Here is a 26293-nt window from a genome sequence, read left to right as displayed (position 1 = left end):
CCCGGGTGCGGATCCGGCCCCGGGTGCGGGTGCACGCGCGGGCGGCGCGGGCGCCGTCAGTGCTCGTGGTAGGCGTGGACCACGGCGTGGCCGCGGCCGCGGCCGATCATCCACTTGTTGACCGGGACGGTCAGCGCGAAGGCCAGCAGCAGCGAGCCGGCCAGGGCGAGCCAGAACAGCACGTCGCCGAGGCCCGCGTCCATCGCGCCCGGGACGGTCACCATCACGGTGTTGTCGATCAGCTCCATGACGAGGATCGAGACGGTGTCGGCGGCCAGCGCGACCTTCACCGCGGCGCGGACGTCAAGCCCGGCCCTGAGCACGCCGCGCATGGTGAGCGCATAGCCGAAGACGAAGGCCAGCAGGATCGAGAGCACCACGGTCGCACCGTTGTGCAGGCCGAGGGCGGTGCCGATCACCATGCCGAGGATCTCGCCGATGGCGCAGCCGGTGAGGCAGTGCAGGGTGGCCTGCGCGGCGGTCCGCCAGCTCGCACCCCCGACACCGTGCCCGGGCGAGGCGCCGTGCCCCTGCCGGACGCCGTGCCCGGTGTGCGCCGAGTGGTCCATCCCTCCAGTGTGGCCCTGGTGGCCCTCATGGCCCTGGTGGCCCTCATGGCCCTGGTGGCCGTCGTGGTCTCCGTGGCCCGCGTGCTGCCGGTGCTCGTGCTGGGCGGGGTGTGCCATGTCGTCCTCCACTTGCCCGATCGCCGTCCGCTTCCCGGTTCGTCGATGAATGTATACCCCCTAGGGGTATGTGACAACCATGGATTCGCCCGCTGCTCTTCCCACTCCGGGCCCGCCGTGTTCGGATGGTTCGCATGGCTGACGAACGGCGCACGGGATACGACGGGACCGGCCCCGGGGCGATCACTCCGGACGGCTGCGCGGTCGAGATGTACGAGCGGCTGCGGCCCAACGGCGAGCCGGAGGTCATCGAGCGCGCCGTCCCGGCCGGCGCGAGCATCCTCGAACTCGGCTGCGGCGCGGGCCGGGTGACGCATCCGCTGCTGGACCGCGGGTTCCGGGTGACGGCCGTGGACGAGTCCGCCGAGATGCTGGCCCGGGTGCGCGGGGCGCGGACCGTCCGCAGCCCGATCGAGCGGCTGGACCTCGACGAGCGGTTCGACGTCGTCCTGCTCGCGTCCTTCCTGGTCCACGCCGGCGATCCGGCGGTCCGCCGCGGGCTGCTGGAGACCTGCCGGCGGCACGTCGCGGAGGACGGCTGCGTGCTGCTCCAGCGCGAGGGCGAGAACTGGCACCTCGACGTACCCCGCGAGCGGCCGCTCGCCCCGGACGGGCTGGTGCGGGTGGTCTCGGCCACGCCCGTCGCGGACGGCGTCAACCGCGTCCACGTCGAGTACGAGTTCCCGGACGCGCGGTGGAGCCAGACCTTCCTCTCCCGGCCGCTCGACACGGCGCAGTTCGAAGGGGCGCTGGCCGAGGCCGGGCTGGCCGTCGAGTCCTACCTCACCGAGGACCGGATCTGGGTGCGGGCCCGGCCGATCGCCGGCTGAGCCGCCCCCGGCCGCGCCTGCCTTCCCCGACCCGACGCCGACCGGCCCGACGCCCACCCGGCCGACCCCGACCGGCCCGACGCCCACCGGTCGGGCCGACGGCGACCCGACCGGGAACCGACCCCGAACCCGCCCCGGACCAACCTCCGACCAGCCCCGAACCCGACCCCGGACCCGCCCGAACCCGACCCCGGACCGGCCCCGGCGGCGCACGAAGGGTCCCGGGCGGCGGGGTGGTGCGCACAGCGGCGGGGGCGAGCGACAGCCTGTCACCTGAACGGCGTAGCATCAGGCGCACGCCGGGCCCGCGCGCGGCCCGAGCGCCGGGCGGGACCGGTGGTTCGCCTGCCATCGGACCGTGCCACTCGCATGCGCCGGCCGCATGCCGCAGGGCCTGTTCCCGCACCGACCAACAAGGACCGCTGAATGCGCATCGAGCGACGGATACCCCTGGCGGGTGTCCGGTGATCGACTGGTTCCACGGGGCCGTCCTCGGCCTGATCCAGGGGCTCACCGAGTTCCTGCCGATCTCCTCCAGCGCCCACCTCCGCGTCTTCCCCGCCCTGCTGGGCTGGCAGGACCCGGGCGCTGCGTTCACCGCCGTGACGCAGCTCGGCACCGAGACCGCGGTGCTGATCTACTTCCGCCGCGACATCGCCTCGATCGTGAAGACCTGGACGCTCTCGCTGTTCCGGCCCGCGCTCCGCTCGCACCAGGACGCGCGGATGGGCTGGTTCGTGATCATGGGCACCCTGCCGATCGGCATCCTGGGCAAGCTGTTCCAGGACACCATCGAGAAGGACCTGCGCGACCTGCGGATCATCGGCACCACACTGATCCTCTTCGGCGTGATCCTCGCGGTCGCCGACCGGACCAGGGCCGTCCGGCACGCGAAGCCGATCAGCGACCTGACCCTCCCGCACGCGGCCGGCTACGGCATGGCCCAGGCGCTCGCGCTCATCCCCGGCGTCTCGCGCTCGGGCGGCACGATCAGCGCCGGCCTGCTGCTCGGCTACAGCCGGGAGGCGGCGGCCCGCTACTCGTTCCTGCTGGCGATCCCGGCGGTGCTGGCCTCGGGCGTGCTGGAGCTTTTCAAGATCGGCGAGGGCCCGTCACCGGCCTGGGGGCCGACCATCCTGGCCACCCTGATCGCCTTCGTGGTCGGCTACGCGGCGATCTCCTGGTTCCTGAAGTACATCTCGAACAACAGCTTCATGCCGTTCGTGGTCTACCGGATCGCGCTCGGCATCCTGATCATCGTCCTGGTGTCCGTCGGCACCCTGACGCCGGACGCCGGCGTGGTCAAGTGACGCGGTCCGGAGGGCTGCCCGACGGCGGCCGGCCCTCCGGACGGGACCGCGACTAGAACCGCGTTCCACCCGCCCCCGCGTTCCACCGACCTACGACAGCGGGCCGGTCCACCTTCCCCAGGTGGACCGGCCCGCTTCGTCGTGTCTCCGGCGGCTACCGGCGCCGCTCCCGGGCGGCCGTCAGCCGGCCCCGGACGGCGGCGTGGACCTCGGCCTCCTCGGCCGGGTCGGCGGCGAGGCGGCGCAGGCGCTCCAGCACGCGGGCGTCGCCGGTGGTGGCGACGTGCCTCGCGGCGAGCTCCCGGGTGGACTCCTCGCAGTCCCAGAGGCACTCGACGGCCGGCCCCTCGGGGAAGTGCACGTCGGTCGCGGCGAGCGCCCGGGCGGCGCGGCCGCGCAGGTCGGAGGAGGCGGCCTCCCCGTAGATGTGGCGCAGGACCGGGACGGCTCCGGCGGCGGCCAGCCGCCCCGCGCCGTCGACCAGCGCCCCGAGCCCGGAACCGGCGCAGGCCACTCCGCGGACCGAGATCCAGCGGCGCAGCCCGGCCACCACCAGCGGGCCGTCGGCGGGCTCCCCCGCGTCGGCCAGCAGCTGGACGGCGGCCTCGCCGAGGGCGCTGTCGGCGCCGCCGGTGGCCGGATCGGCCCAGCGGCGGGCGTGCACCAGCGCCTCCGGGCCGCGCATCCGGCCGAGCAGTTCCAGGGCGAACCGGACCAGCCGGTCGTCCACGTCGGAGGCGGCCGCCTCGATCAACCCGGCCGCGGCCGGGTCCTGCTGGTCCACCAGGTGCCGCAGGGCGGCCCGGCGGGCGCCGGGCAGCCCGGCCCGGGCGGCCTCCAGCACGACGGGGCGGTCCTCGGGCCGGACCACGGCGGTCAGGCAGCGGGCGGCGGCGGCGGCGCGGCGGTCCACCGCGTCGGGGCCGGTGGTGTCACCGGTGTCGCGGCCGTCCCGCAGGTCACGGGCGGGATCGGTGCGGTCCGGACGCCCGGCGAAGGCGGTGGCGCGCAGGCCGCCGAGTTCGCCCTGGTCGGCCCAGGCGAGCACATCGGCGGTGGACCAGCCGGGGGTGACGCCGCTGCGGTTCAGCTGGCGCTGCCAGAGGTCGAACGGGGACTGCTCACTGGCGGCCGCCACCCGCGGGTGGTAGGCCGCCCAGAGCCGCCAGGGCCGGGGCTCGTAGGCGGCGCGGATGGTCTCGCGCAGTTCGGCGTCGCCCTCGGGGCCCGGCGCGAAGTGGTCCAGGACGGCGGTACCGAGCAGCAGTAGGCCGCGGTCGTCGTCGCGCAGTGCCAGTTCGTCCAGGGCCCAGGCCCAGTTGGTGCCGGTGGCGGCGTACTCGCGGAGCATCAGCAGCGCGTCGCGGCGCCCGTACGCGGCGAGGTGGCCCAGGACGGAGAGCGCGAGGCCGGTCCGGTACTCGTCCTCGTCGAGGAGGTCCTCCGGGGAGTGGAGGTGGTCCTCGATCCCGTCGAGCGGCGCCTCCAGTTCCATGTAGAGGCGCGCGTAGTAGAGGGAGCGGTTCTCGACCTGCCAGTCGGCTCTCGGGTCCCTGGTGACGCACTCCTCCAGCGCGGCGATCGCTTCGGTGCGGTCGGCGGCCAGCGCATGGAGCTGCCCGTCACCGCGGCCTCGCTGGAGGAGGCCGAGGAGGCTGGCACTGGGTGCTATCACTGGCTCGAACATGAGGTCAGCATCCGTTGCGGCGGTCGTAGTGGCAACGGGATTTCCGTCGCCGGGGTCTCTGGTCGGTACTGCGGTGGGCGCCCGGGCGCCGGAATCACCGAAGGTTACCGCCTCGGGCCCCCCGCCGCACACAGGGCGACCGACCCTTTGTGCGCACTGGCATATGCCGGGGGAATTTTGCCTGCGATCTGTCCAAATCGCCCACAAGGGTGACGTCGCTGTGCGACAGTCTTCCTCACCACCCGACCGGCCCGCCCACCACCTCGGGACCACTGGACATGCCATGATCATGACGCATCCTGCCACCCGCCCCCCGGGCGCCGCGCCGGCCGTCGTGGCCACCGCAGCCACCCCGGCCGGCACGCGCGCCGCGGACGGGGACGGCCCCGCCGGCGACGACGGCCCGGCGGGCGAGAGAGTGGACGGCACGACGCAGGCGCCGCCCGACTCCGCGACGGTCGGCTCGGCCGAATGGGACCTGCTCACCGACGACGCCCACTGGTCGGCCGGCGCCTACCGGCTGCTCGGCTGCGACCCGGGCCGCGGCCCGCTCAGCCTGGACCGCCTGCCCGACCGGCTGGACGCGGCCGACCGGCCCCAGCTGCGCCGGATGATGACCGACGCCCTGGTGCACGGACGGCACGCCTTCGGCACCCTCCAGGTCCGGCGCCCCGGCGGCGGGCACGACACCGTCGAGTACACCGGCGAACCCGTGCTCGGCGACGACGGCACCGTCACCGCCCTGCGCATGCTGCTGCGCCGCGCCGAATCCCGCTGAAGCACCCCTCGGCGGACCCCGTCGAGGCCCGCCACCGCCGGCCCCGCCGAACTCCCCGCCGTCGCGGCCCCGACCGGGCACCGGACGATCCGAGCGCCGCCGGACGGCCCGGCGGCCCGCACTCAGGACGGCCTCGGCCGGTTCTTCGCGTCCGCCGACCGCAGCTCCCGGCCCAGCTCCGCCCGGAGCTCGTCCACCACCGGCACCCCCCGGTAGCGCGCGGTCAGCCGGTACATCTCCCGCAGGCGGTCCCACGTCCGGTGCGAGGAGTTCTGGCCGATCAGGTTCATCACCATCTTGACCTGGAAGTCCGCCGCGTCCGGTTCGCCGGTGATCCAGTGCACCGAGGCCAGCGTGATCCGGTCGAACAGCGCCGACCGCAGCTGCCCGGTGCCCTCGCGCAGCGCGATCACCCGCTCGGCGTGCCGGCACGCGTCCGCGGCCGCCGACCCGTCGTGCTCGGCGAGGGTCCGCAGCACCAGCGCCTGCATCCCGCGCAGCTCCGCCTCGTCGAAGACCTGCATCCAGGACGGCGGCGGGCCGGTGACCTCCTCCGCGAAGAGGTCCTCCGCCTCGCCGAGCAGCCGCCGGGTCGCCTGCGACTGGCCGATCGAGGCGTGCGCCCAGGCCTCCACGGTGTTCAGCATCGCCCGGGTTCTCGGCAGCATCCGGCCGCCCCCGCCCGCCTTGGCCGCCGCCATCAGGTCGATCGCGTCGTCGGCCCGCCCGAGGTGGACCATCTGCCGGGCGGCCCGCGAGATCGCCTCTCCGGCGCGCGGCCGGTCGCCCGCCTCCTTCGCCGCCTCGGCGGCGAGCATGAAGTACTTCTGCGCGGTCGGCTCCAGGCCGACGTCGTGCGACATCCAGCCGGCCAGCACCGCCAGGTTGGCCGCGACCAGCCACAACCGCTGCTCCACGGCGGTGCCGTGGCGGTGCGTCAGCAGGCCGCCCACCTCGTTGAGCTGGCCGACCACCGCCTTCCGCTGCAGGCCGCCGCCGCGCGCCGCGTCCCAGGCCCGGAAGACCTGCACCGAGCGCTCCAGCGCCTCGACCTCGTCGGGGCCCACCGGGCCGGCGTCGTACAGGTCGACCACCGGGCGGGCACCGCCCTGGGCGACCACCGGCCGGGGTCCGGGCGCCGAGGCCGCGTACGCGACCGCGTCCCCGCCCAGCCAGCCCTTGAGCGAGTCGGCGACGATCGCCCCGGCCGTGAGCGCGGCGCCCGCGCCCACCAATCCACGTCGGTTCAGCATGAGGTCCATTCCCGTGAACTCGGTGAGGACCGCGGCCGTTCGATCCGGCTCCCATAATGACGAGTTGGCGGAATGCGCCGCTCCGGTCCTGGTGGGCCGGTGTCGTTCCAGACCGAGGTCCTCAGTGGTGACGACACGGCCGAGCCGCTCCGTGAACACGGCTGCCAGCACCCTCGGCACCGGGTCGCGCGGGACCTCGCCCTGCTCGATCCAGCGCCGGACCCGCGAGGTGTCGGTGGACAGCTGCTGCTGTCCCATCGCGGCACCACGCCGGTTGACCAGCCGCGCGAGCTCGCCCTTCGACCATCCGGTCAGGACGAACAGGTCGGCGAGTCGGGTGTTGGGTCCCCTGCTCACGTGAAGCCCCCAGGTTCCTCGGCTGGTTCGAGGCTAGAGGCTCCGTCATGTGCCAGGCGAGCATTCGCCAGGCTTCGCCAGGGCCCGCCACATTACCAACCACCGGCATTCGGGTGTGATGTAGAGGTGCGCCACCTCGACCCCCGGGTCGGGCGGCGTCCCAGGCCGTCAGGGGGGATTCCCCGCGCGCCGCGGGACGTCCCCGGTCCTCACCCGAGGGGGTGGCGCGGCCGGGTGGCGCGGGGGCGCCGGGCACGGCCACGGCAGTACCGGCCGACCGCATTCCCCAGGGTGCGGACGGCCGGTCCACCGCCGCAGCACGGGGTTCCGACCCCGGCGTCCGTGCCCGGCGCCCGCGTACCACCCACCGGACCGAGCAAGGGCCGCCGTCACGCCAGGAAGCACGCGGCACCGGCCCTCCCCGCAGCGGCGGGGTGCACCCGCAGACGGACAGGAAGGAACCCCCCTCACCCCATGTACTCCTCAGCGACCTCCCCGACGCCGACCGGAACCCGCACGGCGCTGCGCCCCCCCACCGCAGCCGCCGGCCGTCCCGGACCGAAGCAGGTGCCGCCGGCCCGGCCCGCCGCCCCGCGCGGCGCCGACGGGCGGTCCGCGGACCCGCGGGGCCAGGCCGCCCGGACCGCCCTGGGGCTGCGCGCACCCGACACCGCCGTCCCGGCGGGTACACGGGCCCCCGGCGCACGGATCCCCGCCGCGCGCCCCGGCGACGGCCGGATGCTGCGCCCGCCGCTCCGCCCGGGCCAGTCCGGCGTCCAGGAGCGGATCGACCCCGCGGCGCTGCAGACCCCCGCGATCCGGGCCGCGCTCGCCGGGGTCGCCCGGATATGCCCCGCCTTCACCCCGCGCCAGGTGCTGCGCGAGGGGAGCCGCCACATCCTGGTGGCGGGCACCATCGGCCGCGCACCGGTGGTGGCGAAGTGCCTGGCCCCGCAGGCGGTGCGCAGCGAGTACTTCGAGCAGCTGGTGGCCGACTTCCACCACGAGGTCGCGGTCTACCGGGCGTTCGTCCGGCACCGCCCGCCGGTGCGGCTGCCCCGCCTGGTGGCGGCCGACCACGACCGCTGCGTGCTCGTCATGGAGCGCGTTCCCGGCCGGCCGGCCGCACGGGAGCGGCACCCGGTCAACGCGCCCACCCCGGGGGAGGTCCGGGCGCTGCTCACCGCGGTCCGGACGCTCAACCTCTGGCGGCCGCCGACCGACGTGTTCCAGCCACGGATGGACTACCAGCTGGAGATCGCCCGGTACCACTCGGTGGGCCAGCTCACCGACCGGGACGCCGGCGACCTGCGCGGCCTGCTGCACGGGCTCGGCCACGTGCCGCTCCAGCTCTGCCACGGGGACGCGCTGCTCAGCAACATGCTGCTGGCGCCGTCCGGTCCGGTCCTGGTGGACTGGGAGCAGGCCGGCTGGTACCTGCCCGGCTACGACCTGGCGGTGTTGTGGAGCGTGCTCTCCGGCGACACCGCGGCCCGCCGCCAGATCAGCCAACTCGCCCAGAGCGGCGGCACGATGGCCAGGGACGCGTTCCTGGTGAACCTGGTGCTGGTGCTGATGCGGGAGATCCGGCTGTACGACGTGCCGGGCGCCGGCGAGGAGCAGCGGATCATGATCCGCCGGCTGTACGACGACGCCGCACTGGCCCGCCGCGCGGTCCGGGCGGCGGTCGGCACCCGCTGAGCGGACGGCGCCCGGCCCCTGGGCGCACGCGCCCGGCGTACGGGCCCGGCGCTCGACTCAGGGCCGGGCGCTCGGCTCAGGGCCGGGTTTCTCTACTCAGGGCCGGGCGCCGCGCTCCAGCGCCGCCCGGCCGGCGGCCTCCAGGACGGCCTCGTCCGGGGCCAGGTGGACCCGGCTGCTCAGCACGTCCCTGAGGTAGCGCTCCAGCGGGTGACGCCGGCTCAGTCCCGGGTTCCCGGTGAGCGAAACGGCCTGCTGGACGGCCGATATGGCCGCCCGGGTGGCCAGCAGGTGGGCCGGGCCGGTGCGGGCGACCGCGTCCGGCTCCGCCCGGTCGACCCGCGGGGCCAGACCGTGGACCAGTTCCTCGGCACCGATCAGCTGGGCCTCGATCTCGCCCAGCGCCGAGCGGTAGCGGGGCAGGCTTCCCAGCGGCTCGGTCAGATTGGCCGGAGTGCGCTGGTGCAGGAAGCGAACCAGCCAGTCCTGGGCGGACCGGGCGACCCCGACGGCGACCGCCGAGAGCGCCAGATCGTGCCAGGCACGCGTGAGTTCGGCCGCCGGAACGGCCTCGGCCGGAGCTGCGGCGGAGCCTGAGCCGGCGACAGGTCCGGGCGCGGGTACGAAGGCGGCCGTCTGCGTCCGACCGGAAGCGGAGGCGGTGGCTCCGGCCTTCGGGGACCCGCCCTTCGGCAGGGTGAGGCCGAGCGCGAGCTCCGCCGGGACGTACACGTCCTCCAGCACCACGTCGTGGCTGGCACTCGCGCGCAGACCGAGCTGGTCCCAGGTCGGGTCGACCTCCAGGCCCTCGCTCTCACCGCGGACCAGGAAGGTCCCGATCCGCGGCACCGGCTCGTCGGTCCGCGCCGTCACGGCCATCCAGGCCAGCGCCTCGGCGCCGGTGCAGTAGGTCTTCCGGCCGCTGAGCAGCCAGCCGTCGCCCTCCCGCCGGGCGACCGTGGCGGGCGGCGCACCGGTCCGGCCGCCGGGCTCCACGCGCAGGGTGTTGACCAGCGCCGGGCCGCGCCGGGACTCGTTGAGCAGCCGCCGGTAGCCCGCCGTCGGCCAGCCCGCCACCCGGGCCTGCTCGGCGTGCTGGAGCAGCGTGAACGCGGTGACCACGGCCACCGAGGCGTCCCCGCGCCCGAGTTGGGCCAGCACCCGGACGGTGTCGGCGAGCGTGCCGCCGGGGCCGCCGTACCGCCGGTCGACGGTCAGGGTGAGCAGCCCGGCCTCGTGCACCGCCTCGATGCCCTGGTACGGGAAGGTGGCGTCGCGGTCGTGCTCCTCGGCCCGCGCGGCCAGCAGGTCGACGACCCTGGGCAGTCCGGCGAGAGCGGCCGCGACGGGCGACTGGGCGACGGGCGACTGGTCGGCAGCGGTGGTGGTCATGGTGCTGGTGCCTCCGGGCGGCAGCGTGGGCTCGGCATCTGCGGGCGGCACGCCGGACGGGCGCGCGGTACCGGTGGGCGGCCCCGGAGGTCGGCGGAACGCCCCCGGATCGGCGCCGGCCGCTCAGGCCGACCGCCCACCGCCTCGGGGACGAATCCCCCTCAGCAGCCCGGACACGCCGCGCTGGCGGTGCGCCGCAGGTCGAGGTAGCTGCGGCGGGTCAGCAGCGGAAGACGGCACGACATGTTCGCGACTGTACGAAGCCGTGATCGAAACCGTCAAGCAGCGCCCGAGGCCCGGACCGGAACGTCCGGCGGACGATCGGCGGACGACCGGGGAACAGCCGGTGGGACGACCGCGCGACGGCCGCGGGAGGTGCGGCCGGACATCCGGCGGTGCAACCGGCGGGGCGCCGAACGGGAAGCGGAACCCGGTCCTCCGGGGCAGGGTTCCGGCGCCCGGTCAGCCCTGCTGGAACATGTCCGCGGGCAGCGGCTTGAGCAGCTGGTAGAGGTCGTCCGAAATCGGTCGGTCCCAGGAGGCGATGGTGACCTGCACTCCGTCGCTCCGGCCGAACTGGGAGCAGAACACCCGCCCCTCGCTGACCTTGACCTTCTTCACGATCAGCAGGTCGTCCCCGAGCATCACCGGGAAGTCCTCGGCCGAGACGAACTCGACCAATTCCTCGTCGCCCAGTGCCGCGAGCAGCTGCCGGACCTCGAAGGGCACGCTGTCCCCGGTGTCCCGGGCCGGCGACCCCTCGGGGAGGTTGCCGATGAACATCGCCGGTCCTCTGCCGCCGAACAGGTCGTAGCGCAGGAAAATCCCCTGGCAGGAGCCGTCGGGGCCGGTCATCATGGCCGCACCGAAGTCGCCGGGCCAGTCGCCCGGGTCCATCGCGAGCACGTCGAAGTCCGGGCCGGCGGGCTGGCCGGAGCGACGGCGGAGAAAAGACATGGGAACATCGTACGTGCCCTGCGCACCACGCTCACGGGGTGGGTGGGGCGCCGGACGGAGATCCACGCTCAGAGACCAATGTTGACTCTGAGCAACCGTCCGGGCTACGTTCGGTTCAGCACGACAGCCGTTCTGGGTTTCACCCTTCGGGGGGACGGCATGTCGCAACGCGGCCCTACACGCGTACTCCCTCACTGTGCACACCGTCGTGCCGAACAGCCGAGCACCCAGCTTCGTCGTCGCACACAGCACAGCACACAAGCCAACAGTTCCACACACAAGCAAGGTCCGCGGGGCCCCGGCCCGTCGCTCCCGTGGACCTGCTCGGGACGCCGCCGCGTGGGGGCGTGCGGGTCCCGGGCACAGGCACCGGCTCCGAGTCGCTCTCGGTTCCGGCGCCATCCTCCCGGCGACTGCCGGCCCCTCGTGGGCCGGGACCGGCCAACGCACCCCGGTGCGCAGGGGATGACTGGGAGGAAGGCCCGGCAGCGCTGTCGGGTTCACACAGCAGGCGCCGTGTCTGGCCGCGTGGGGGCGGTGGGCACGGCGTCTGCCTGTGTTCATACTCTGAGCTGCGTTTGTCTAACAGTCAACAGAAATCATGACGGGGCACGCTCAAATGTGATCAGAAAGATGACCAGCGGAGACCTTGGTGCCGACCCGGCGGTCCGGGCCGGCACCGGACCCGGTTCCGAAGCCCCCCCGGGGGCGGGATCCGGAACCCCCGGACCCGCCCCCGGCGAGGCCGGAACACCCTCAGGTGAGGTCGAACTCGCCGTCCCGCGCACCGAGCACGAAGGCGCGCCACTCGGCCGGCGTGAACACCAGGACCGGACCGTCCTCCTGACGGCCGTCCCGCATGCCGATGTAGCCGTCCACGAAAGCGATCTGGACGTCCCCGACGCCCTGGCTGCTGCACAGCCAGGTGGCCCCCGTGAAGTCCACCTTCGGCTTCCCGTTCACCCCGAGCTCCACCTGCTCCACCGAACCCGCCTCGGTCCCGCTGTTCGCTGCCACTGCTGGTGTCTCCTCCCGACGGCCTGAACGGGCCAAGCCTAGTCACCGCCGCAGCCCCGGTCAGCGGGTTGCCCGGGACTCCCCCGACCGGGTCCGGGAGCCCCTCGGCGGCCCCGCGGCGGCCCCGGCTGTGCTAGGGCGTGTCCCGCGCGGACGGGCGGCGGGCGAGCTGCCAGAGTGTGGGAAGCCCCCACCGCCCCGCCCAACTCCCCCAGGAGCAGCCGATGAGCCGCCGGGACGGCACCCGCGCCGATGTCATCCCCATCTCCGAGGCCCCCTCGGCCCACCCGCCGGCGCCCCGCACCCCGCCCTCCCGCACGCCGCTGCCCCGGCCCGCCCCGGGACGCCCGCCCGCGCACGGCCGGGTGGGCGTCGTCCTGGTCTCGCACAGCCAGGAACTGGCCACCGCCCTCCGGGCCATGGCGCTCTCGCTCGCCGACGCCGACTCCCCCGCACCGGTCTCGGCCACCGGCGGGGACCTCGTCTCCGGCCCCGGCATCAGCGCCGTGCTGGTGGCCGCCGCGACCCGCCGGGTCGACCAGGGCCACGGGGTGGTGATCCTGGCCGACCACGGCGGAGCGGTGACCACCGTCCGGGCGCTGCTCGCCGACGCGGACGAGCACGGCCTGCCCTTCCCGGTCCGGTTCGCCGACGCCCCGTTCGTGGAGGGCGCGGTGGCCGCGGTGGCCACCGCCACGGCCGGCGGCGACCTCGCCGCCGTCCTGGACGCCGCCGAGGAGGCGTACCGCCAGCACAAGGGCTGAGACCTGTCCGGACCCGTCCGGACCTGTCCGGCCCCGGGCGGATCCCACCGGTTCCGGCCGTTCTCGGCTTTCCACCCCACGGCGGGTGACCGCACGGCTACCATCGGCGCAGAACCGGTCGAGCGGGCCGGATGGTCGGAGGGGGGAACCTCAGCCATGCGCGTCGTCGTCACCGGCGGAGCCGGATTCATCGGGGCCAATCTCGTCCGGGCCCTGCTGGACCGGCCGGAGGTGGAACAGGTCCGGGTCGTCGACGACCTCTCCACCGGGGACAAGGCCAACCTGACCGGGACCGCCGCCGTGCTCTACGAGGGCACCGTCCTGGACCCGGCGCTGCTCGACGAGGCCTTCACGGGCGCCGACGCGGTGGTCCACCTCGCCGCGCTGCCGTCCGTCCCCCGCTCCGTGGCCGACCCGCTGGCCAGCCACCACGCCAACGCCACCGGCACCCTCCAGGTGCTGGAGGCGGCCCGCAGGGCCGGCGGCCCGTACGTGGCCGCCGCGTCCTCCTCCTCGGTCTACGGCGCCAACCGCGAGCTGCCCAAGCGGGAGACCATGCGGACCGCGCCGATGAGCCCGTACGCGGTCAGCAAGCTGGCCACCGAGGCGTACCTCGCGGCGTACCACCACTGCTACGGGCTGGGGGTGCTGCCGCTGCGGTTCTTCAACGTGTTCGGCCCGCTGCAGCCCGCCGGGCACGCCTACGCGGCCGTGGTGCCGGCCTTCCTCGACGCCGCGCTGGCCGGGCGGCCGCTGACCGTGCACGGGGACGGCGGGCAGAGCCGGGACTTCACCTACGTCGGCACCGTCGCCCAGGTGATCACCGACGCGGTCCTCCGCCGCGTGGTGCACGCCGATCCGGTGAACCTCGCGTTCGGCACCCGCACCTCGCTGCTGGAGCTGGTCGGCGAGCTGGAGTCGGTGCTGGGCCACCCGGTCGCGGTCGCGCACACCGAGCCGCGGCCCGGGGACGTCCGGGACTCGCAGGCCGACAACGCGCGGCTGCGCGAGCTGTTCCCGGACGTCCGGCCGGTGCCGCTGCGCGAGGGCCTGGCGCGGACGGCGGACTGGTTCCGCACGCTCTAGCCGGGGCGTGTCCCGGCTCCGTCGCCCCCGGAACCGCCCCCCGGAACCGTCCCTGGAGCGTGCGGGCCGAGCTCAGGGGCGCTCCCCGCCCGACCAGACGAAGGCCGCCCCGGGGTCGTCGGCGAGGGCGTGCCGGAGGCACTCCAGCTCCGTCTCGGCCATCGGCGGCAGCTCGTCCGGCCCGAACCAGCCGACCGCGAGCGTCTCGTCCTCGTCGACCCGGGCCTCGCCGCCCACCGGCCGGCAGCGGAAGACCAGCACCAGGTACTGCGTCATGTCGCCGTTGGGGTAGGTGACCTCGGGCGAGACCGTGGTGAGGACGAGCCGCTCGGGCACCACGACCACCCCGGTCTCCTCCAGGCACTCGCGGACCGCCCCGTCGGCGGGCTGCTCGCCCGGGTCGAGGATGCCGCCGGGCGGCGCCCAGCGGCCGTCGTCCTTGCGCCGGACCAGCAGGACCCGGCCGGCGTCGTCCACCACGACCGAGACGGCGGCGCTGAGCCAGAGCAGACGGGTGCCGACCACGGAGCGCAGGTCGGCCAGGAATTCGGGGATCGCCATGTCCCGCACCCTATCCGGGTCCCGGGTCCGGACCGGGGCCGTTCGGCCCGCGGTGCCGGGACCACGCGTCCCCTGCGCCCCCTGCCCCGGCGGCCTCCCCCGCCGCCCCGGGACGCGCGCCGGACGACCGGGCCGCGGACGCCCCGCCCCGGCTTCCCGGGACGGCCTTCAGGGCGTGCGCAGGGCGGCGTCCCCGGGCAGCGGCCTGGCCGGGGAGCCGACCACCACCTCGCCGGGCGGCACGTCCCTGGTCACCACGGCGGCCGCGCCGACGAAGGCTCCCGCGCCGATCTTGCGGCCCTGGAGCACCACCGCGTTCGACCCGACGGTGGCACCGTCCGCGAGCAGCACGGCGCCGGAGACGTTCCCGCCCGGATAGACCGTCACCCGCTCACCGGCCACGGTGTCGTGGCCGACGGTGGCGTTGTAGTGGACCTGGCTGTGCGCGCCGAGCCGGACCCCGCTGGAGACGTACGCCCCGCCCATCACCAGGCAGCCGGGGCCGAGCACCGTCTCCGGGGCGATCAGCGCCCGCGGGTGCACCAGCGTGAGCGGCTCCGCGCCCAGACCGTCCAGCAGGGCGGCGAGCCGCTTCCGGAAGGCCGGGTCGGCGATGCCGACCAGGTAGCGGGCACCGGCTCCGAGCTCCTCGGGCCTGCGGACGGGCAGGCCCCGGACGGTGGCACCGTGCAGGCGGTCGTCGAGGAACCCGGCGACCGGGACGCCGGCCGCGAGCGCGGTGTCCAGCGCCTCGCGGCCGACGCCCCCGGCGCCGGCGATCCAGAGGCCGTGCGGTGCTGTTTCGGACGTCATGGGCACCATCCTGCCGGGTTCCGGGCTCAGGACGCCTCCTCCACGGCGGTGCGGACCGGCGGGGCCGGTCTCGGCACACCGGCCGGCCCGGGCGCGGTGCCCTGCCGGGCCGCGGCGGTCCGCCACGGCGCCGCCGCCTGCCGGGACGCGGTCGCCTGCCGGGGCAGGCTGACGGCGGGGAACGGCTCGCGCCCGGGGAAGCCCTCCGGACCCACCGGTGCCGCCCGGGGTGCAGGTACCGTCGGGGCCGCCTGAACCGTCGGGGCCGCCGGGGCCGCCGATCCGGCCGGGGCCGCCACCGCCACCGCCGCACCGGACGGCTCCGCGGGCGCCGGGAAGCCCGGGTTGACGCCCCCGGCCGCCGTGATCCCGGCCGGGCGCAGCAGCACCCTGACGGTGAGCAGGAGGATCCGCAGGTCGAGCCGGAGCGAGCGGTTCCGGACGTACCAGAGGTCGAGTTCGATCCGCTGGGGCCAGGTGATCGAGTTGCGGCCCCGGACCTGGGCCCAGCCGGTGAGGCCGGGGCGGACGTCGAGCCGCCCGCGCTGGCGGCGGGAGTAGTGGACGACCTGCTCGGGCAGCGTGGGCCGGGGCCCGATCACACCCATCTCGCCGCGCGCGACGTTCCACAGCTGCGGCAGCTCGTCCAGGCTGGTCCGGCGGAGCACCGCCCCGAGCCGGGTGATCCGGGGTGCGTCCGGCTCCTCGGGGAACCGCTTGTCCCGCATGGTGCGGAACTTGAGGATCCGGAACTCCTCGCCCCGCAGCCCGGTCCTGGTCTGGCGGAAGAGCACCGGTCCGCCCATGGTGCAGCGGATCAGCAGGGCGATCACCAGGCCGAGCGGAATCGCGACGATGCCGGCCAGGGCGGTGACCGCGAGGTCCCCCCCACGCTTCATGACGGTCCTTCCCCCTGATGCGGTGTGGTGGGTGGGCGGACTCAGCCGACCGTCCAGGGCAGTCCCTTGGCGCGGGCGACGGCCGCGTAGGTCTCCAGGGAGACCGCTGCCACGGCGCGCTGGTCGAAGTGCGCCGTGGCGCGGCGCCGGACGGCGGCACCGAGCCGGTCGCGCAGGTCGGGCTCGGTGAGGAGCCGGTCCAGTGCGCTGGTGAGGGCCCGGGCGTCGCCGGGCGGGGTGAGGAGCAGGTGCTCGTCGTGGGTGCCGATCTCGCGGCAGCCGCGGATGTCGCTGAGCACCATCGGCAGGCCGCCGGCGGCGGCCTCCATCGCGGAGCGGGAGAACCCCTCCCGGTGGGAGGGGAGCACGAAGACGTCCAGGGCCGCGTAGACCGCGGGCATGTCGCTGCGCGGGCCCGGGAAGTGGACGCCGCTCTCGGAGCCGTGGGCGTCCGGCTTGTCCGGGTCGTCCGGCCCGATCCAGACGAACCGGGCCTTGCCGGCCAGGGCACGGGCCGCCTCGGCGTACTCGCGGATGCCCTTCTCGGCCACCCGCCGGCCGACCCCGCCGACCAGTAGCTCGTCCGGCCCGACGCCGAGTTCGGCCCGTAGCCGGCTCCGGACGCGGGCCCGCTCGCCCGGGGCGGTGGCGAACCTCGTGAGGTCGACGCCGTTGCCGACCACCCGCGAGCGGCGGGCCGGGACGGCGCGCGACAGCGTCCGGCGGTCCTCGCCGTTCTGGTAGAGCTCGGCGTGCGAGAAGCGGCCCGCGAAGGCCTCCGCCCCGAGCACGAGGGCCCGTTTGGCGAGCGGGTCGTGGGCCTGCGCCCAGAGCCCGTGGCAGGTGTTGACGACGACCGGGACACGGGCGAGCCGGCCCAGCACGCGCCCGAGCACACCGGTCTTCGGGTTGTGGGTGTGCAGCACGTCCGGACGGATCCGGCTCAGCACGGCGAGCAGTTCGCGGGCGGCGGCGGCGTCGGCACGCGGCCGCCAGGCCCGGGTGAGCGCGTGCAGCGGCTCGTGCCGCACCCCGATCGCCTCCAGGCCGGGGACGTACGGGCCGGGTGCGCTGATCCCGTACGTCTCGAACCCGGCCGCCAGGTCGACCTTCAGCTCGGTGGCGAGGAGGAGTTGGAGGCTCATGTCGACGGTGGTGAGGTGGGCGACGCGCAGCGGGCGGCCGCCGGGACCGCGCAGGCGCGGGAAGGGCCGGGTCTCAGGCACGGGCGCCCACCGCCTTCGCGGTGGCGACGATCCGGGCGTAGGCGCGTTCGGGGATGAGCCGGCCGTAGAGCTTGGCGCGGAAGAAGTCGATCGGGTCGGTGCGGCGGACCGGCACCCGGTACAGCCGGACCGGGTCGACGCCGGGTTCGTTGCGGCCGACCTCGCCGGTCGCGGCGGTCCGGAACCGGGCCCGCAGCGCCGGCTCCATGTGCGGCACCGGCACACCCCAGGTGTAGGCGTAGTGCCGGGGGCGGACGCCCAGGTGTTCCTCGACGTCGTCGTTGCAGGCGTCGAGTTCCGCGACGGAGAGCAGTCCCGGGCGGGCGTGGCTGCGGGTGTGGTTGGCGACCGTGCAGAGGCCGGAGTCGGTCATCTCCCGCAGCTGCTCCCAGCTGAGCGCGGGCGCGCCGGTGGTCCTGGCGGTGGAACCCTCCCAGCGCATCTCCCCGCCGACGCGTCCGCTGGCCAGGTAGATCGTGAACGGGAGGCGCCGCTCGCGCAGCAGGGGCCAGGCGTTCCGGTGGACGTCGGCGAAGCCGTCGTCGAAGGTGAGGACGGTGCCGGGGGTGCGGCGGCCGGCCTCGATCCGGTCGGTCGCCTCGTCCAGGGAGACCACCCGGCCGGGCGGCAGCTCGGCGAGCAGGTCCACCTGGGCCGTGAAGTCGGCGGTGGACACGTCCAGTTCGTCCGGGCTTCCACCGCCGACGCGGTGGTAGATCAGCACGGTGGCGCCCTCGCCGGGGCTCGCCCCGACCCGGCGCGCCAGTTGGCGCTTCACCTGGGCCCGGATCCCCCCGCCGACCGGGGCGGTTCCGGGCACGGTGGTGCCGCTCATCGTTCCCCCCTCTGCGGCGCCCTCCCCGGCGCCGGCAAGTGGCCTCGCATCCGGGCCGGTTGGCGGCGCGGACGGAATTCACAGTAGGGGGAACTGTGGGGCTGATGCCCTGGAATTGTGAAAGAAGCGAGAAGGGGCTGGCAGTTGGGCCGAAAACAGGCCGATCCGACCGGTTGGGCTCGATCGTCAGTTCAGTTTCGTGACCAGGGCCGGCGGGAAGCATTCCCGGACCGGTCGGGCCGCGGCCCGGACCGTTGCGCGGGCCGGTCGGGCCGGGGCCACGGGCCGGTCAGGCCGTGGCGCGGCGGCGCTGGCGGAACAGCGCGAAGCCGATCCGGCCGAGCAGCAGCACCCCGGCCGCGAGGCATCCGGCCACGGCCATCGCCCAGGCCGGACCGTCACTGTCCGGAACCACGACGGCGACCACGATGCCCAGCGCGAGGCAGGCCAGGCCGACCAGGGCCAGCGGGACCTGGTGGGTGACCAGGGCACCGCCGTGCCAGAACCGGTCCATCCGGGTCGCACCATGCGGGTGGATGTGATCACGTTCCGCGTCTGCCATGAGCCCAAGGTACCCCGGCACGACGGCGGAGGCAGCATGCAGGACGCGATTCCCCGGACACGCTCAGTGATCACCGCGCCGCACCGGCCCGTCGGCTCCCCCACCCGGTTCCGTCCGGCACCGCACCGGCCGCCACCTCCCGGGCGTGCAATCCGGCGCACGCCCGGGGCGTCCGTTTCGGCCTCGTTGCCGATCGGTTTCGAGCCCCCGGAAAAACCTGGACTGTCCGGTACAACCATCAACACGCCGTAGCTGTCTCCATTACATTGAGCGATCCAGGAGCCGTCCGCGGTGCGGGTTGGGAGTCCCCACCGAGGACCGGAAATACCCAGGGGGCGGAGCCGCCGTGCCCTGGAGTCGGAGGCCGGGCTCCGTCCTCCGACGGTACCGCCACGCCGCATCGGCGACCGAGGGGGAACCGTGCCGCAGTCCCAGTCCACGACATCGACCTCCAGTTCCATGGCCCGGCCCACGGCCGCGGTCCGGGCCCTACCCGGCCTGCGGCCGCTGCCGCCGACCGGGGCGCCGTCCAGGGGGCGGCCGTCCGTGGGGCGGAAACCCGCGGGTCCCGCACCCGTCCGGGTGTCCGAGTCCCTGCCGACGCCCGTTCCCGCGCCCGCGCCCGTAGCGGTGCCGGTGCCGGTGCCGAGCCCCGTTACCTCCATCGTCACGCCGACCGACGGGCAGCCGGTCGACGGACAGGCGCTGACGGGCGCGACACTCACGGGCGCGGCGCCTGCGGGCCAGGCGCTCGCGGGCCAGGCGCTCGCGGGTCGGCCGTTCATCGGAGAGGCCCTCACCGGGCCGCCGCTCACCGGGCCACCGGCAGGCCGGGAGCTGCGGCCCGTACCTCGGCACACCCCCGGCCCGGCACCGCGCCCGCCCCGGGCCACCGGGGCCTGTCCGGCCGACGCCCGCGGTGAATGGCTCCGCTTCGCGCCGGTCCAGCCGCTCTTCCGGGCCCGGGCCGCGCAGCGGCTCGCCGTACTCGCCTACCACGGCGTGACCGACCCCCGTTCGTTCGGCGCCCAGCTGGACCGGCTGCGAAGACTCGCCACACCCGTCTCGCTGGCCGCCGTGCAGCAGGCCGTCGCCGAACGGCGCCCGCTGCCCGCCCGCAGCGTGCTGGTGACCTTCGACGACGCCGACCGCAGCGTCCTCACCCACGCGCTGCCCGCCCTCAACGAGCGCGGCATCCCGGCCGCGGCCTTCGTGATCTCCGAGCTCATCGGGACGGAGAAGCCGTTCTGGTGGCACGAGGCCGACTTCCTCGCCCGGCACGGCGGGCGGGCCCGCTCGCTCGACTGCGGACACCCCTCCCAGCTGCTGCGCCGGCTCAAGGCCATGCCCGACCCGGACCGGCGGCGCAGCCTCCAGGAACTGCGGGTCAGCGCCCACCGGCGCCCGCCCGGCCAGGAACAGCTCACACCCGCCGACCTGCTCGCGCTCCGCGAGGGCGGCGTCGCGATCGGCAACCACACCCAGGGGCACCCCTGCCTCGGGCGCTGCGACGACGCCACCGTCCGCTCCGAGATCACCGGCGCCCACGAGGCGCTCACCCGCTGGCTCGGCGAGCCGCCGACCGCCTTCGCCTACCCCGACGGCGGCCACGACCCCCGCGCCGAAACCGTCCTGCACGAGCTCGGCTACCGGCTCGGATTCCTCTCCGACCACCGCCTCGGCCCGCGCCTCCCCAACCACCCGCTGCAGATCAGCCGCCTCCAGGTCGACTCCACGACCAGCTCCCGGCGGTTCGACACCATCCTGTCCGGCCTCGAACCGGCCTACCGCCGCTGGCGCGGCCAGGCCGCCTGACACCCTCGCTCGTCTCGCCCCTCACGCCTCACGCCCCCTCACGCGCAGGAAGTCGGCCTGCCCAACTTCCTGCGCCTCGGGCGCCTACGGTAGGAACCACCGGCCCGCTGACAACACGCGCGCCATCCGGGCCGCAGCCCGCAGGGGACGGCCGCACAACGCCCCCCGCACAGGGAGCCGACCCGCCCGATCCCCTGCACACCCCAGGTGCCTCCGGCACGAACCACCGGCCCGTTGAAACCACGCGTGCCACCGGCACCACGTCCGGGCCGCAGACGCGGGTGCCGACCGCGCCGCCTCGCCCCGCACATCGGCCGTCCTAAGCAGCGGCCCACAATCGACACGCCGCCCCGCCACCCCTCGGACAGGCCCCGGCCCCGGGCAACCGGCAGCGCACCAGAAGTCGGACCGGCCGACTTCTCACGCCGCACCTCTCACCCAAGGCCGAAACCACAGCGCAGCGATCGACGTGACCGCGAACAAGCGAGACAAGCCCCCGGCTAACCAGCAGCTCTCAGGAGGTCGGAGCAGCCGACTTCCGGTGCGGCACCCGAACGGACCATCGGCCGGGCAGCCGGGCACAGCCACGGCGCAGGACCAGCCAGGCGGTCAACGGAAGAACGACCCACCGACGCAGGAAGTCGGACCGGCCGACCTCCGGCGCGTGCGTCCGTGCGCGGGAGGCGATCGCGCTAGGCCACAGGTCCGCGGGGCGGTCAGACGGCCGGGGCCGTGAGGGAGAGGGCCTCGGAGTAGCCGAGGGCCGCGGCGGGCAGGGCCGCGGGGGCGCCCGCGTGGAGGACGGTGAGGGTGCCCCCACCCCGGCGGGTGGGGTCGGCGACGCGGCGCAGCGCCTGGGCGGCGACGGCCTCGGCGGAGCCGAGCAGGGTGAGTTCCGCGGCGGCGGCCGGGGCGACGGCGTCCCGGATCCGGTCGGCGACCAGCTCGTAGTGGGTGCAGCCGAGGACGACCGAGGCCGTGCCGGCGGGGGTGCGGGCGGCTGCGGCGGCGATGGCGGCGGTGATGGCGGCTTCGTCGCGGTGCTCGATCGCGTCGGCCAGGCCGGGGCAGGCCACCTCGGTGACGGCGGCCGTCCCGGCGAAGTCGCGGATCAGGCCGCGCTGGTACTCGCTGCCGGTGGTGGCGGGGGTGGCCCAGATGGCGACCGGGCCGCCGAGGGCGGCGGCCGGCTTGATGGCGGGGACGGTGCCGATGACGGGGAGGCCGGGTTCGAGTTCGGCCCGGAGCGTGGCGAGCGCGTGGACGGAGGCGGTGTTGCAGGCGACGACCAGTGCGTCCGGCCCGTGCGCAGCGGCCGCCCGCGCGCAGCCGAGGGCGAGTTCGGTCACCTCGTCGGGCGTGCGCGGGCCCCAGGGCATCGAGGCGGGGTCGGAGGAGAGCACCAGATCGACGTCCGGACGCAGCGTCCGGAGCGCGGCGGCGGCGGCCAGCAGGCCGATTCCCGAGTCCATCAGTGCGATCTTCACGGGTCAAGACTTTAGTCGATGCCCCGTGCCGGGCCCCTGGTGCGGCAGACTGCCCGGGTGACCGTCCTGCTGTGGATCGCCGTGCTCTCCCTGCTGGTCTGGCTCTGGCTGGCGGCCTGCCACGGGTTGTTCTGGCGTACCGACGTGCGGCTGCCGCCGCGCCGGCCGCCCGCGCGCTGGCCGCAGGTGGCGGTGGTGGTGCCGGCCCGGGACGAGGCCGGGGTGCTGCCGGTCAGCCTGCCGAGCCTGCTGGCGCAGAAGTACCCCGGGCGGGCCCGGGTGGTGCTGGTCGACGACCACAGCTCGGACGGCACGGGGCGGCTGGCGGCCGCGATGGCCGCCCCGGAGGGGCTGGAGCTGACCGTGACCACGCCTCCCCCGCTGCCGGCGGGCTGGACGGGCAAGCTGTGGGCGCTGCGGCACGGGGTGGAGCTGGCCGGGCCGGACGCCGAGTACCTGCTGCTGACGGACGCGGACATCGCGCACGGCCCGGACTCGCTGGCCGAGCTGGTGGCCGCCGCCGAGGGGAACGGGCTGGACCTGGTCTCGCAGATGGCCCGGCTGCGGGTGGAGACGGGCTGGGAGCGGCTGATCGTGCCGACGTTCGTCTACTTCTTCGCCCAGTTGTACCCGTTCCGGTGGAGCAACCGGCCCGGTTCGCGGACGGCCGCGGCGGCGGGCGGCTGTTCGCTGGTGCGGCGGGAGGCGCTGGAGCGGGCGGGCGGGGTGGCCGCGATCCGCGGGGCGGTGATCGACGACGTCTCGCTGGCGCGGGCGGTGAAGGCGTCGGGCGGGCGGACCTGGCTGGGGCTGGCCGAGCAGGTGGACAGCGTGCGGCCGTACCCGCGGTTGGCGCAGCTCTGGCGGATGGTCTCGCGCAGTGCGTACGCCCAGCTGCGGCACTCGCCGCTGCTGCTCCTCGGCACGGTGCTGGGGCTGGGGCTGGTGTACCTGGTGCCGCCGGTGGCCGCCGTGGCGGGCCTGGTGGCGGGCGAGTGGCCGGTGGCGGTGGCGGGCGGGGCGGCGTGGGCGCTGATGACGGGCACCTTCCTGCCGATGCTCCGCTACTACCGGCAGCCGGCGCCGGCCGCGCTGCTGCTGCCGTTCACGGCGTCGCTGTACCTGCTGATGACGGTGGATTCGGCGGTGCAGCACTGGCGGGGGCGGGGGGCCGCCTGGAAAGGCCGGACGTACTGAGCCGGGCTGGGCGACACTGTTCGAATGAACCGTCAAACGATCTCCCGCCTCGCCCATGTCCACCACCCGATCGCCGCACCGGTCACCGACGAGTCGGTGGCCCGGCTGCTGGCGCGGGCGACGGCGGGCACGGAGCACGGCCGGGCGCTCGATCTGGGGTGCGGCGAGGGTGGCTGGCTGGTCCGGGCGCTGACCGCGCGACCCGGCTGGCAGGCGGTCGGGGTGGACCTGGACGCGGCGGCCCTGACCCGGGCCCGGCAGACGGCGGAGGCGCTCGGTGTGCAGCGGAGGCTGGGCCTGCACCACGTGGACGCCCGGGAGTTCAGCGATTCCGAGGGCTTCGACCTGGTGCTGAACATCGGTTCCACGCACGCCTTCGGCGGGCTGCTGCCGACGCTGGCCGCCGCTCGGGAGCACCTGGCGCCGGGCGGGCGGGTGCTGGTCGGCGAGGCGTTCTGGGAGCGTGAGCCGAGCCGGTCGGCGTTGGAGGGGCTGGGTGCGGCCCGGGAGGACTACGCGGATCTGGGGACCACCGTCGACCGGGTGGCGGCGGACGGCTGGACGCCGGTGTTCGGGTACGTGAGCAGCCGGCAGGAGTGGGACGACTACGAGTTCTCCTGGACGGGTTCGCTGGCCGAGTGGGCGCTGGACAACCCGGACCACCCGGACGCGGAGGCCGCCCGGGACGCCGCGGACCTGCACCGCGCCGAGTGGCTGCACGGCTACCGGGGGACGCTCGGGTTCGTGACGCTGCTGCTGCGCCTGACCTGAGCGGCCCCCGCCCGGGCAGGACGGGGGCAGGGGCCGGACGGGGCCGCCGCCCCGGCCCCGCTCCCCGGGCTACTTCTGGGTGCGGGCGAGGAAGTCGTCGATCAGCGGGGCGATCTCGGGCAGCTTCTCCTCCAGCGCGAAGTGCCCGGTGTCGAGGACGTGCAGTTCGGCGTCGGGCAGGTCGCGCAGGTAGGCGCGGGCGCCGGGCTCGGTGAAGAACGGGTCGTTGCGGCCCCAGACGATCAGGGTGGGCGGCCGGTGGGTGCGCAGCCACTCCTGCCAGACGGGGTAGAGCGCGACGTTGGAGTGGTAGTCGAGGGCGAGTTCGACCTGGATGTCCTTGCGGCCGGGCAGGTCGAGGGCGTGCTGGTCGAGCGTCCAGCCGTCGGGGGCGACGAGTTCGGGGTCGCCGGTGCCGCCCTCGTACTGGGCGCGGGTGATCTCCAGCGTGAGGATGGCACGGGCGCGTTCGGCGGCGCCCTCGACGCCCGGCCGGTTGGCGATGAACTCCCGTGCCTGGTCGGAGAGCCCCTCCTCGTAGGCGTTGCCGTTCTGGACGACGAGGCCGGTGATCCACTCGGGGTGCCGGGTGGCGAGCCGGAGGCCGACCGGGGCGCCGAAGTCGAAGACGTAGAGCGCGAACCGGTCGAGGCCGAGGGTCCGGCAGAAGCCCTCGACCACGTCGGCCAGGGTGTCGAAGCGGTAGTCGAACGCGCCGGGGGCGGGGCTGTCGCTGTGGCCGAAGCCCGGGTAGTCGGGGGCGATCAGCCGGTAGCGGGTGCCGAGCGCGTCGAACAGCCGGCGGAACTGGTGCGAGGCGGACGGGAATCCGTGCAGCAGCAGGAGGACCGGGGCGTCGGCCGGGCCGGTCTCGCGGTAGAAGACGCGCAGGCCGTCGACGTCGACGTGGCGGTGGTGGATGTGCGGGATCGTCAGCTCGCTCATGCTAACCATTAAACACCATCGAACCGGTTAGGTAAACGGGTCGGGGCCCACCGGGCCGCCGCCACCGGCCGAGCGACCGCCTACCCGCCCCCTCTCATCTCCACCGCCCGCACCGCCACCTGGGCGAGAACCGCCACCACGGCGGCCGCCGTCACCGCGACCGTCACCGCCGCAGCAGCCTCAGCCCGGCCGGCTTGGCGAACTCGAACCGGGTCATCTGTTCGAGGTCCTTCCACCAGCCGAGCGCGCCGGCCGGACGGGCCAGCACCCGCGCGTACAGCTCCTCGAAGGCCGTGGTGACGCTCTCCAGCGAGAAGCGCCCGACCACCCAGTCCCGCCCCCACGCGCCGAGTTCCGCCCGGCGGTCCGGGCCGTCGAGCAGTCCGCGCAACTGCTCGGCCAGGGCCCCCGGCGCGCGCGTGCCGTCACCCAGGCCGTACATGCAGCGGGACGCGTGCGGTTCGACCAGCGGACCCGGCTCGTGCACGGCGGTGTAGCCGGCCGCGCCGTGCACCACCACCGGCTTCCCGAAGGACAGACCGCGCAGCGCCGATCCGCCCATCCCGAGCACGATGTCGGCGGCCTCGTAGGCGGGCCGCGGATCGGCCGACTGGCCCGGGACCAGCACCGCCGCACGGCCGAGCGCCTCGTTGGCGGCGGCCGCGCGGGCGCGCAGCCGCTCCAGGCTGGGCCCGGCCCCCACCACGACCAGCCGGACGCGGGGATCGTCCAGCGCCCGGACCGCGTCGACGGTGAGTTCGGCGCCCGCGTCCTTCTCCAGCGCGGGCACCAGGCGTGTCACGATGACCAGCAGCAACTCGTCTTCCAGGATGCCGTGTTCACGCCGGAAGGCGGCGCCGTCCACCAGACCGGGCGCATCGGTCGCGGTGTTGACCGGCGGCTCGATCAGGCTGACGTCCCGATGGCCGAAGGCCCGGCCGTCGCCCAGCAGTGCGCCCAGGCCGAGCACCAGCGGCTGGTGCCGGGGCAGGCCCCGCAGCATCCGGATGCCGTAGAAGGTGGTGACCACCGGGAGCCGGCCGTAACGCCCGGGCCCGAAGTAGGAGTTGCGGGCCGCCCGGACCTCCCAGGCGTGCATCAGCTGGCTGCCGTGCTCGGCGGCCAGCCGGCCGAGCCGGCGGCGGACCTCGGCGTGCGGGGTGTCGGGCCCGCCCGCGACCACCACGTCCAGGCCGTGCCCGGCGGCGATCTCGACCAGCGGGGCCGGGCCGGCCACGCCCTGGGCGAACAGCACCGGGTCGTGGCCGCGCTCCCGCAGGGCGTGGGCGATGTCGACCGCGTTGAGCTGGGCACCGCCCAGGGCGAGGTTGTTGAGGTGGACGAGCACCCGGACCGGTCCCACG

General features: G+C 75.2%; 24 protein-coding genes. 9 read left to right on the top strand and 15 right to left on the bottom strand.

The features are described 5' to 3' along the window. Window positions 1-56 precede the first annotated feature (56 nt). Window positions 57-569: a DUF4396 domain-containing protein gene (locus OG550_RS31355; protein WP_327684290.1), complete on the bottom strand. Its 513-nt coding sequence runs from the start codon at window positions 567-569 to the stop codon at window positions 57-59. A gap of 251 nt (window positions 570-820) precedes the next feature. On the opposite strand from OG550_RS31355, the gene OG550_RS31350 reads away from it, so the two are divergent. Together OG550_RS31350 and OG550_RS31345 are read left to right on the top strand one after the other, a co-directional pair. Continuing rightward, on the top strand, window positions 821-1516 hold the full coding sequence (locus tag OG550_RS31350) for a class I SAM-dependent methyltransferase (RefSeq protein ID WP_327683236.1): 696 nt from the start codon (window positions 821-823) through the stop codon (window positions 1514-1516). 467 nt (window positions 1517-1983) lie between these two features. Continuing rightward, window positions 1984-2826 (top strand): undecaprenyl-diphosphate phosphatase, encoded by an 843-nt coding sequence (locus OG550_RS31345; protein WP_327684289.1) that lies wholly within the window; start codon window positions 1984-1986, stop codon window positions 2824-2826. A 154-nt stretch (window positions 2827-2980) separates the two neighbouring features. Here OG550_RS31345 and OG550_RS31340 read toward each other — a convergent pair whose 3' ends face one another. Continuing rightward, entirely contained in the window at window positions 2981-4513 is a 1533-nt protein-coding gene (locus OG550_RS31340; RefSeq protein WP_327683234.1) for a HEAT repeat domain-containing protein, read from the bottom strand. Between the two features lie 289 nt (window positions 4514-4802). Here OG550_RS31340 and OG550_RS31335 point away from each other — a divergent pair, with 289 nt between their 5' ends. Continuing rightward, window positions 4803-5291: a hypothetical protein gene (locus OG550_RS31335; protein WP_327683233.1), complete on the top strand. Its 489-nt coding sequence runs from the start codon at window positions 4803-4805 to the stop codon at window positions 5289-5291. A gap of 122 nt (window positions 5292-5413) precedes the next feature. Here the strand turns inward: OG550_RS31335 and OG550_RS31330 are convergent, their stop codons facing one another. Beyond that, window positions 5414-6901, bottom strand: coding sequence for a DNA-binding protein NsdB (locus OG550_RS31330; protein ID WP_327683231.1), 1488 nt, complete (start codon window positions 6899-6901; stop codon window positions 5414-5416). A 474-nt stretch (window positions 6902-7375) separates the two neighbouring features. On the opposite strand from OG550_RS31330, the gene OG550_RS31325 reads away from it, so the two are divergent. Next, on the top strand, window positions 7376-8602 hold the full coding sequence (locus OG550_RS31325) for an aminoglycoside phosphotransferase family protein (protein WP_327683229.1): 1227 nt from the start codon (window positions 7376-7378) through the stop codon (window positions 8600-8602). Between the two features lie 96 nt (window positions 8603-8698). Here the strand turns inward: OG550_RS31325 and OG550_RS31320 are convergent, their stop codons facing one another. The 3 genes from OG550_RS31320 to OG550_RS31310 form a co-directional block, all read right to left on the bottom strand. Next, complete coding sequence (locus OG550_RS31320) at window positions 8699-9994, bottom strand: acyl-CoA dehydrogenase family protein (RefSeq protein WP_327683227.1); 1296 nt, start codon at window positions 9992-9994, stop codon at window positions 8699-8701. A 462-nt stretch (window positions 9995-10456) separates the two neighbouring features. Beyond that, entirely contained in the window at window positions 10457-10951 is a 495-nt protein-coding gene (locus OG550_RS31315) for a hypothetical protein (RefSeq protein WP_327683225.1), read from the bottom strand. Between the two features lie 756 nt (window positions 10952-11707). Further along, the gene (locus OG550_RS31310; protein ID WP_327684288.1) at window positions 11708-11935 is read right to left on the bottom strand and encodes a DUF397 domain-containing protein; all 228 of its coding nucleotides are present in this window, start codon (window positions 11933-11935) and stop codon (window positions 11708-11710) included. Window positions 11936-12192: 257 nt separating this feature from the next. Between OG550_RS31310 and OG550_RS31305 the strand changes: the two genes are divergently transcribed. Continuing rightward, window positions 12193-12732: a PTS-dependent dihydroxyacetone kinase phosphotransferase subunit DhaM gene (locus tag OG550_RS31305; protein WP_327683223.1), complete on the top strand. Its 540-nt coding sequence runs from the start codon at window positions 12193-12195 to the stop codon at window positions 12730-12732. Window positions 12733-12888: 156 nt separating this feature from the next. Beyond that, entirely contained in the window at window positions 12889-13818 is a 930-nt protein-coding gene (locus OG550_RS31300; protein WP_327683221.1) for an NAD-dependent epimerase/dehydratase family protein, read from the top strand. Between the two features lie 72 nt (window positions 13819-13890). On the opposite strand, the gene OG550_RS31295 is transcribed toward OG550_RS31300, so the two are convergent. The 6 genes from OG550_RS31295 to OG550_RS31270 form a co-directional block, all read right to left on the bottom strand. Beyond that, complete coding sequence (locus tag OG550_RS31295; protein WP_327683220.1) at window positions 13891-14379, bottom strand: NUDIX hydrolase; 489 nt, start codon at window positions 14377-14379, stop codon at window positions 13891-13893. 168 nt (window positions 14380-14547) lie between these two features. Then, entirely contained in the window at window positions 14548-15192 is a 645-nt protein-coding gene (locus OG550_RS31290) for a NeuD/PglB/VioB family sugar acetyltransferase (protein ID WP_327683218.1), read from the bottom strand. Between the two features lie 26 nt (window positions 15193-15218). After that, window positions 15219-16091, bottom strand: coding sequence for a sugar transferase (locus OG550_RS31285; RefSeq protein WP_327683216.1), 873 nt, complete (start codon window positions 16089-16091; stop codon window positions 15219-15221). Between the two features lie 41 nt (window positions 16092-16132). Continuing rightward, window positions 16133-17317: a glycosyltransferase gene (locus tag OG550_RS31280; RefSeq protein ID WP_327683214.1), complete on the bottom strand. Its 1185-nt coding sequence runs from the start codon at window positions 17315-17317 to the stop codon at window positions 16133-16135. Further along, a complete protein-coding gene (locus tag OG550_RS31275; RefSeq protein ID WP_327683212.1) occupies window positions 17310-18152 on the bottom strand; it encodes a polysaccharide deacetylase family protein in 843 nt (280 codons plus the stop codon). Before OG550_RS31275 ends, OG550_RS31280 begins: the two co-directional genes overlap by 8 nt. Window positions 18153-18441: 289 nt before the next feature. Continuing rightward, complete coding sequence (locus OG550_RS31270; RefSeq protein ID WP_327683210.1) at window positions 18442-18714, bottom strand: hypothetical protein; 273 nt, start codon at window positions 18712-18714, stop codon at window positions 18442-18444. 642 nt (window positions 18715-19356) lie between these two features. Here OG550_RS31270 and OG550_RS31265 point away from each other — a divergent pair. Continuing rightward, the gene (locus tag OG550_RS31265; protein ID WP_327683208.1) at window positions 19357-20529 is read left to right on the top strand and encodes a polysaccharide deacetylase family protein; all 1173 of its coding nucleotides are present in this window, start codon (window positions 19357-19359) and stop codon (window positions 20527-20529) included. Between the two features lie 716 nt (window positions 20530-21245). Here the strand turns inward: OG550_RS31265 and OG550_RS31260 are convergent. Beyond that, window positions 21246-22016 (bottom strand): glutamate racemase, encoded by a 771-nt coding sequence (locus OG550_RS31260; RefSeq protein ID WP_327683206.1) that lies wholly within the window; start codon window positions 22014-22016, stop codon window positions 21246-21248. Between the two features lie 57 nt (window positions 22017-22073). Here OG550_RS31260 and OG550_RS31255 point away from each other — a divergent pair, with 57 nt between their 5' ends. Together OG550_RS31255 and OG550_RS31250 are read left to right on the top strand one after the other, a co-directional pair. Then, entirely contained in the window at window positions 22074-23213 is a 1140-nt protein-coding gene (locus tag OG550_RS31255; RefSeq protein ID WP_327683204.1) for a glycosyltransferase, read from the top strand. Between the two features lie 24 nt (window positions 23214-23237). After that, window positions 23238-23984: an SAM-dependent methyltransferase gene (locus OG550_RS31250; protein ID WP_327683202.1), complete on the top strand. Its 747-nt coding sequence runs from the start codon at window positions 23238-23240 to the stop codon at window positions 23982-23984. A gap of 69 nt (window positions 23985-24053) precedes the next feature. On the opposite strand, the gene OG550_RS31245 is transcribed toward OG550_RS31250, so the two are convergent. Further along, window positions 24054-24929, bottom strand: a complete 876-nt coding sequence (locus OG550_RS31245; protein ID WP_327683200.1) for an alpha/beta fold hydrolase — start codon at window positions 24927-24929, stop codon at window positions 24054-24056. A 163-nt stretch (window positions 24930-25092) separates the two neighbouring features. Next, entirely contained in the window at window positions 25093-26292 is a 1200-nt protein-coding gene (locus OG550_RS31240) for a glycosyltransferase family 4 protein (RefSeq protein WP_327683199.1), read from the bottom strand. Window position 26293 lies beyond the last annotated feature (1 nt).

This window comes from Kitasatospora sp. NBC_00458 (assembly GCF_036013975.1).
Taxonomy (GTDB): Bacteria; Actinomycetota; Actinomycetes; order Streptomycetales; family Streptomycetaceae; genus Kitasatospora.
This window is presented reverse-complemented; position numbering and strand designations above follow the sequence as displayed.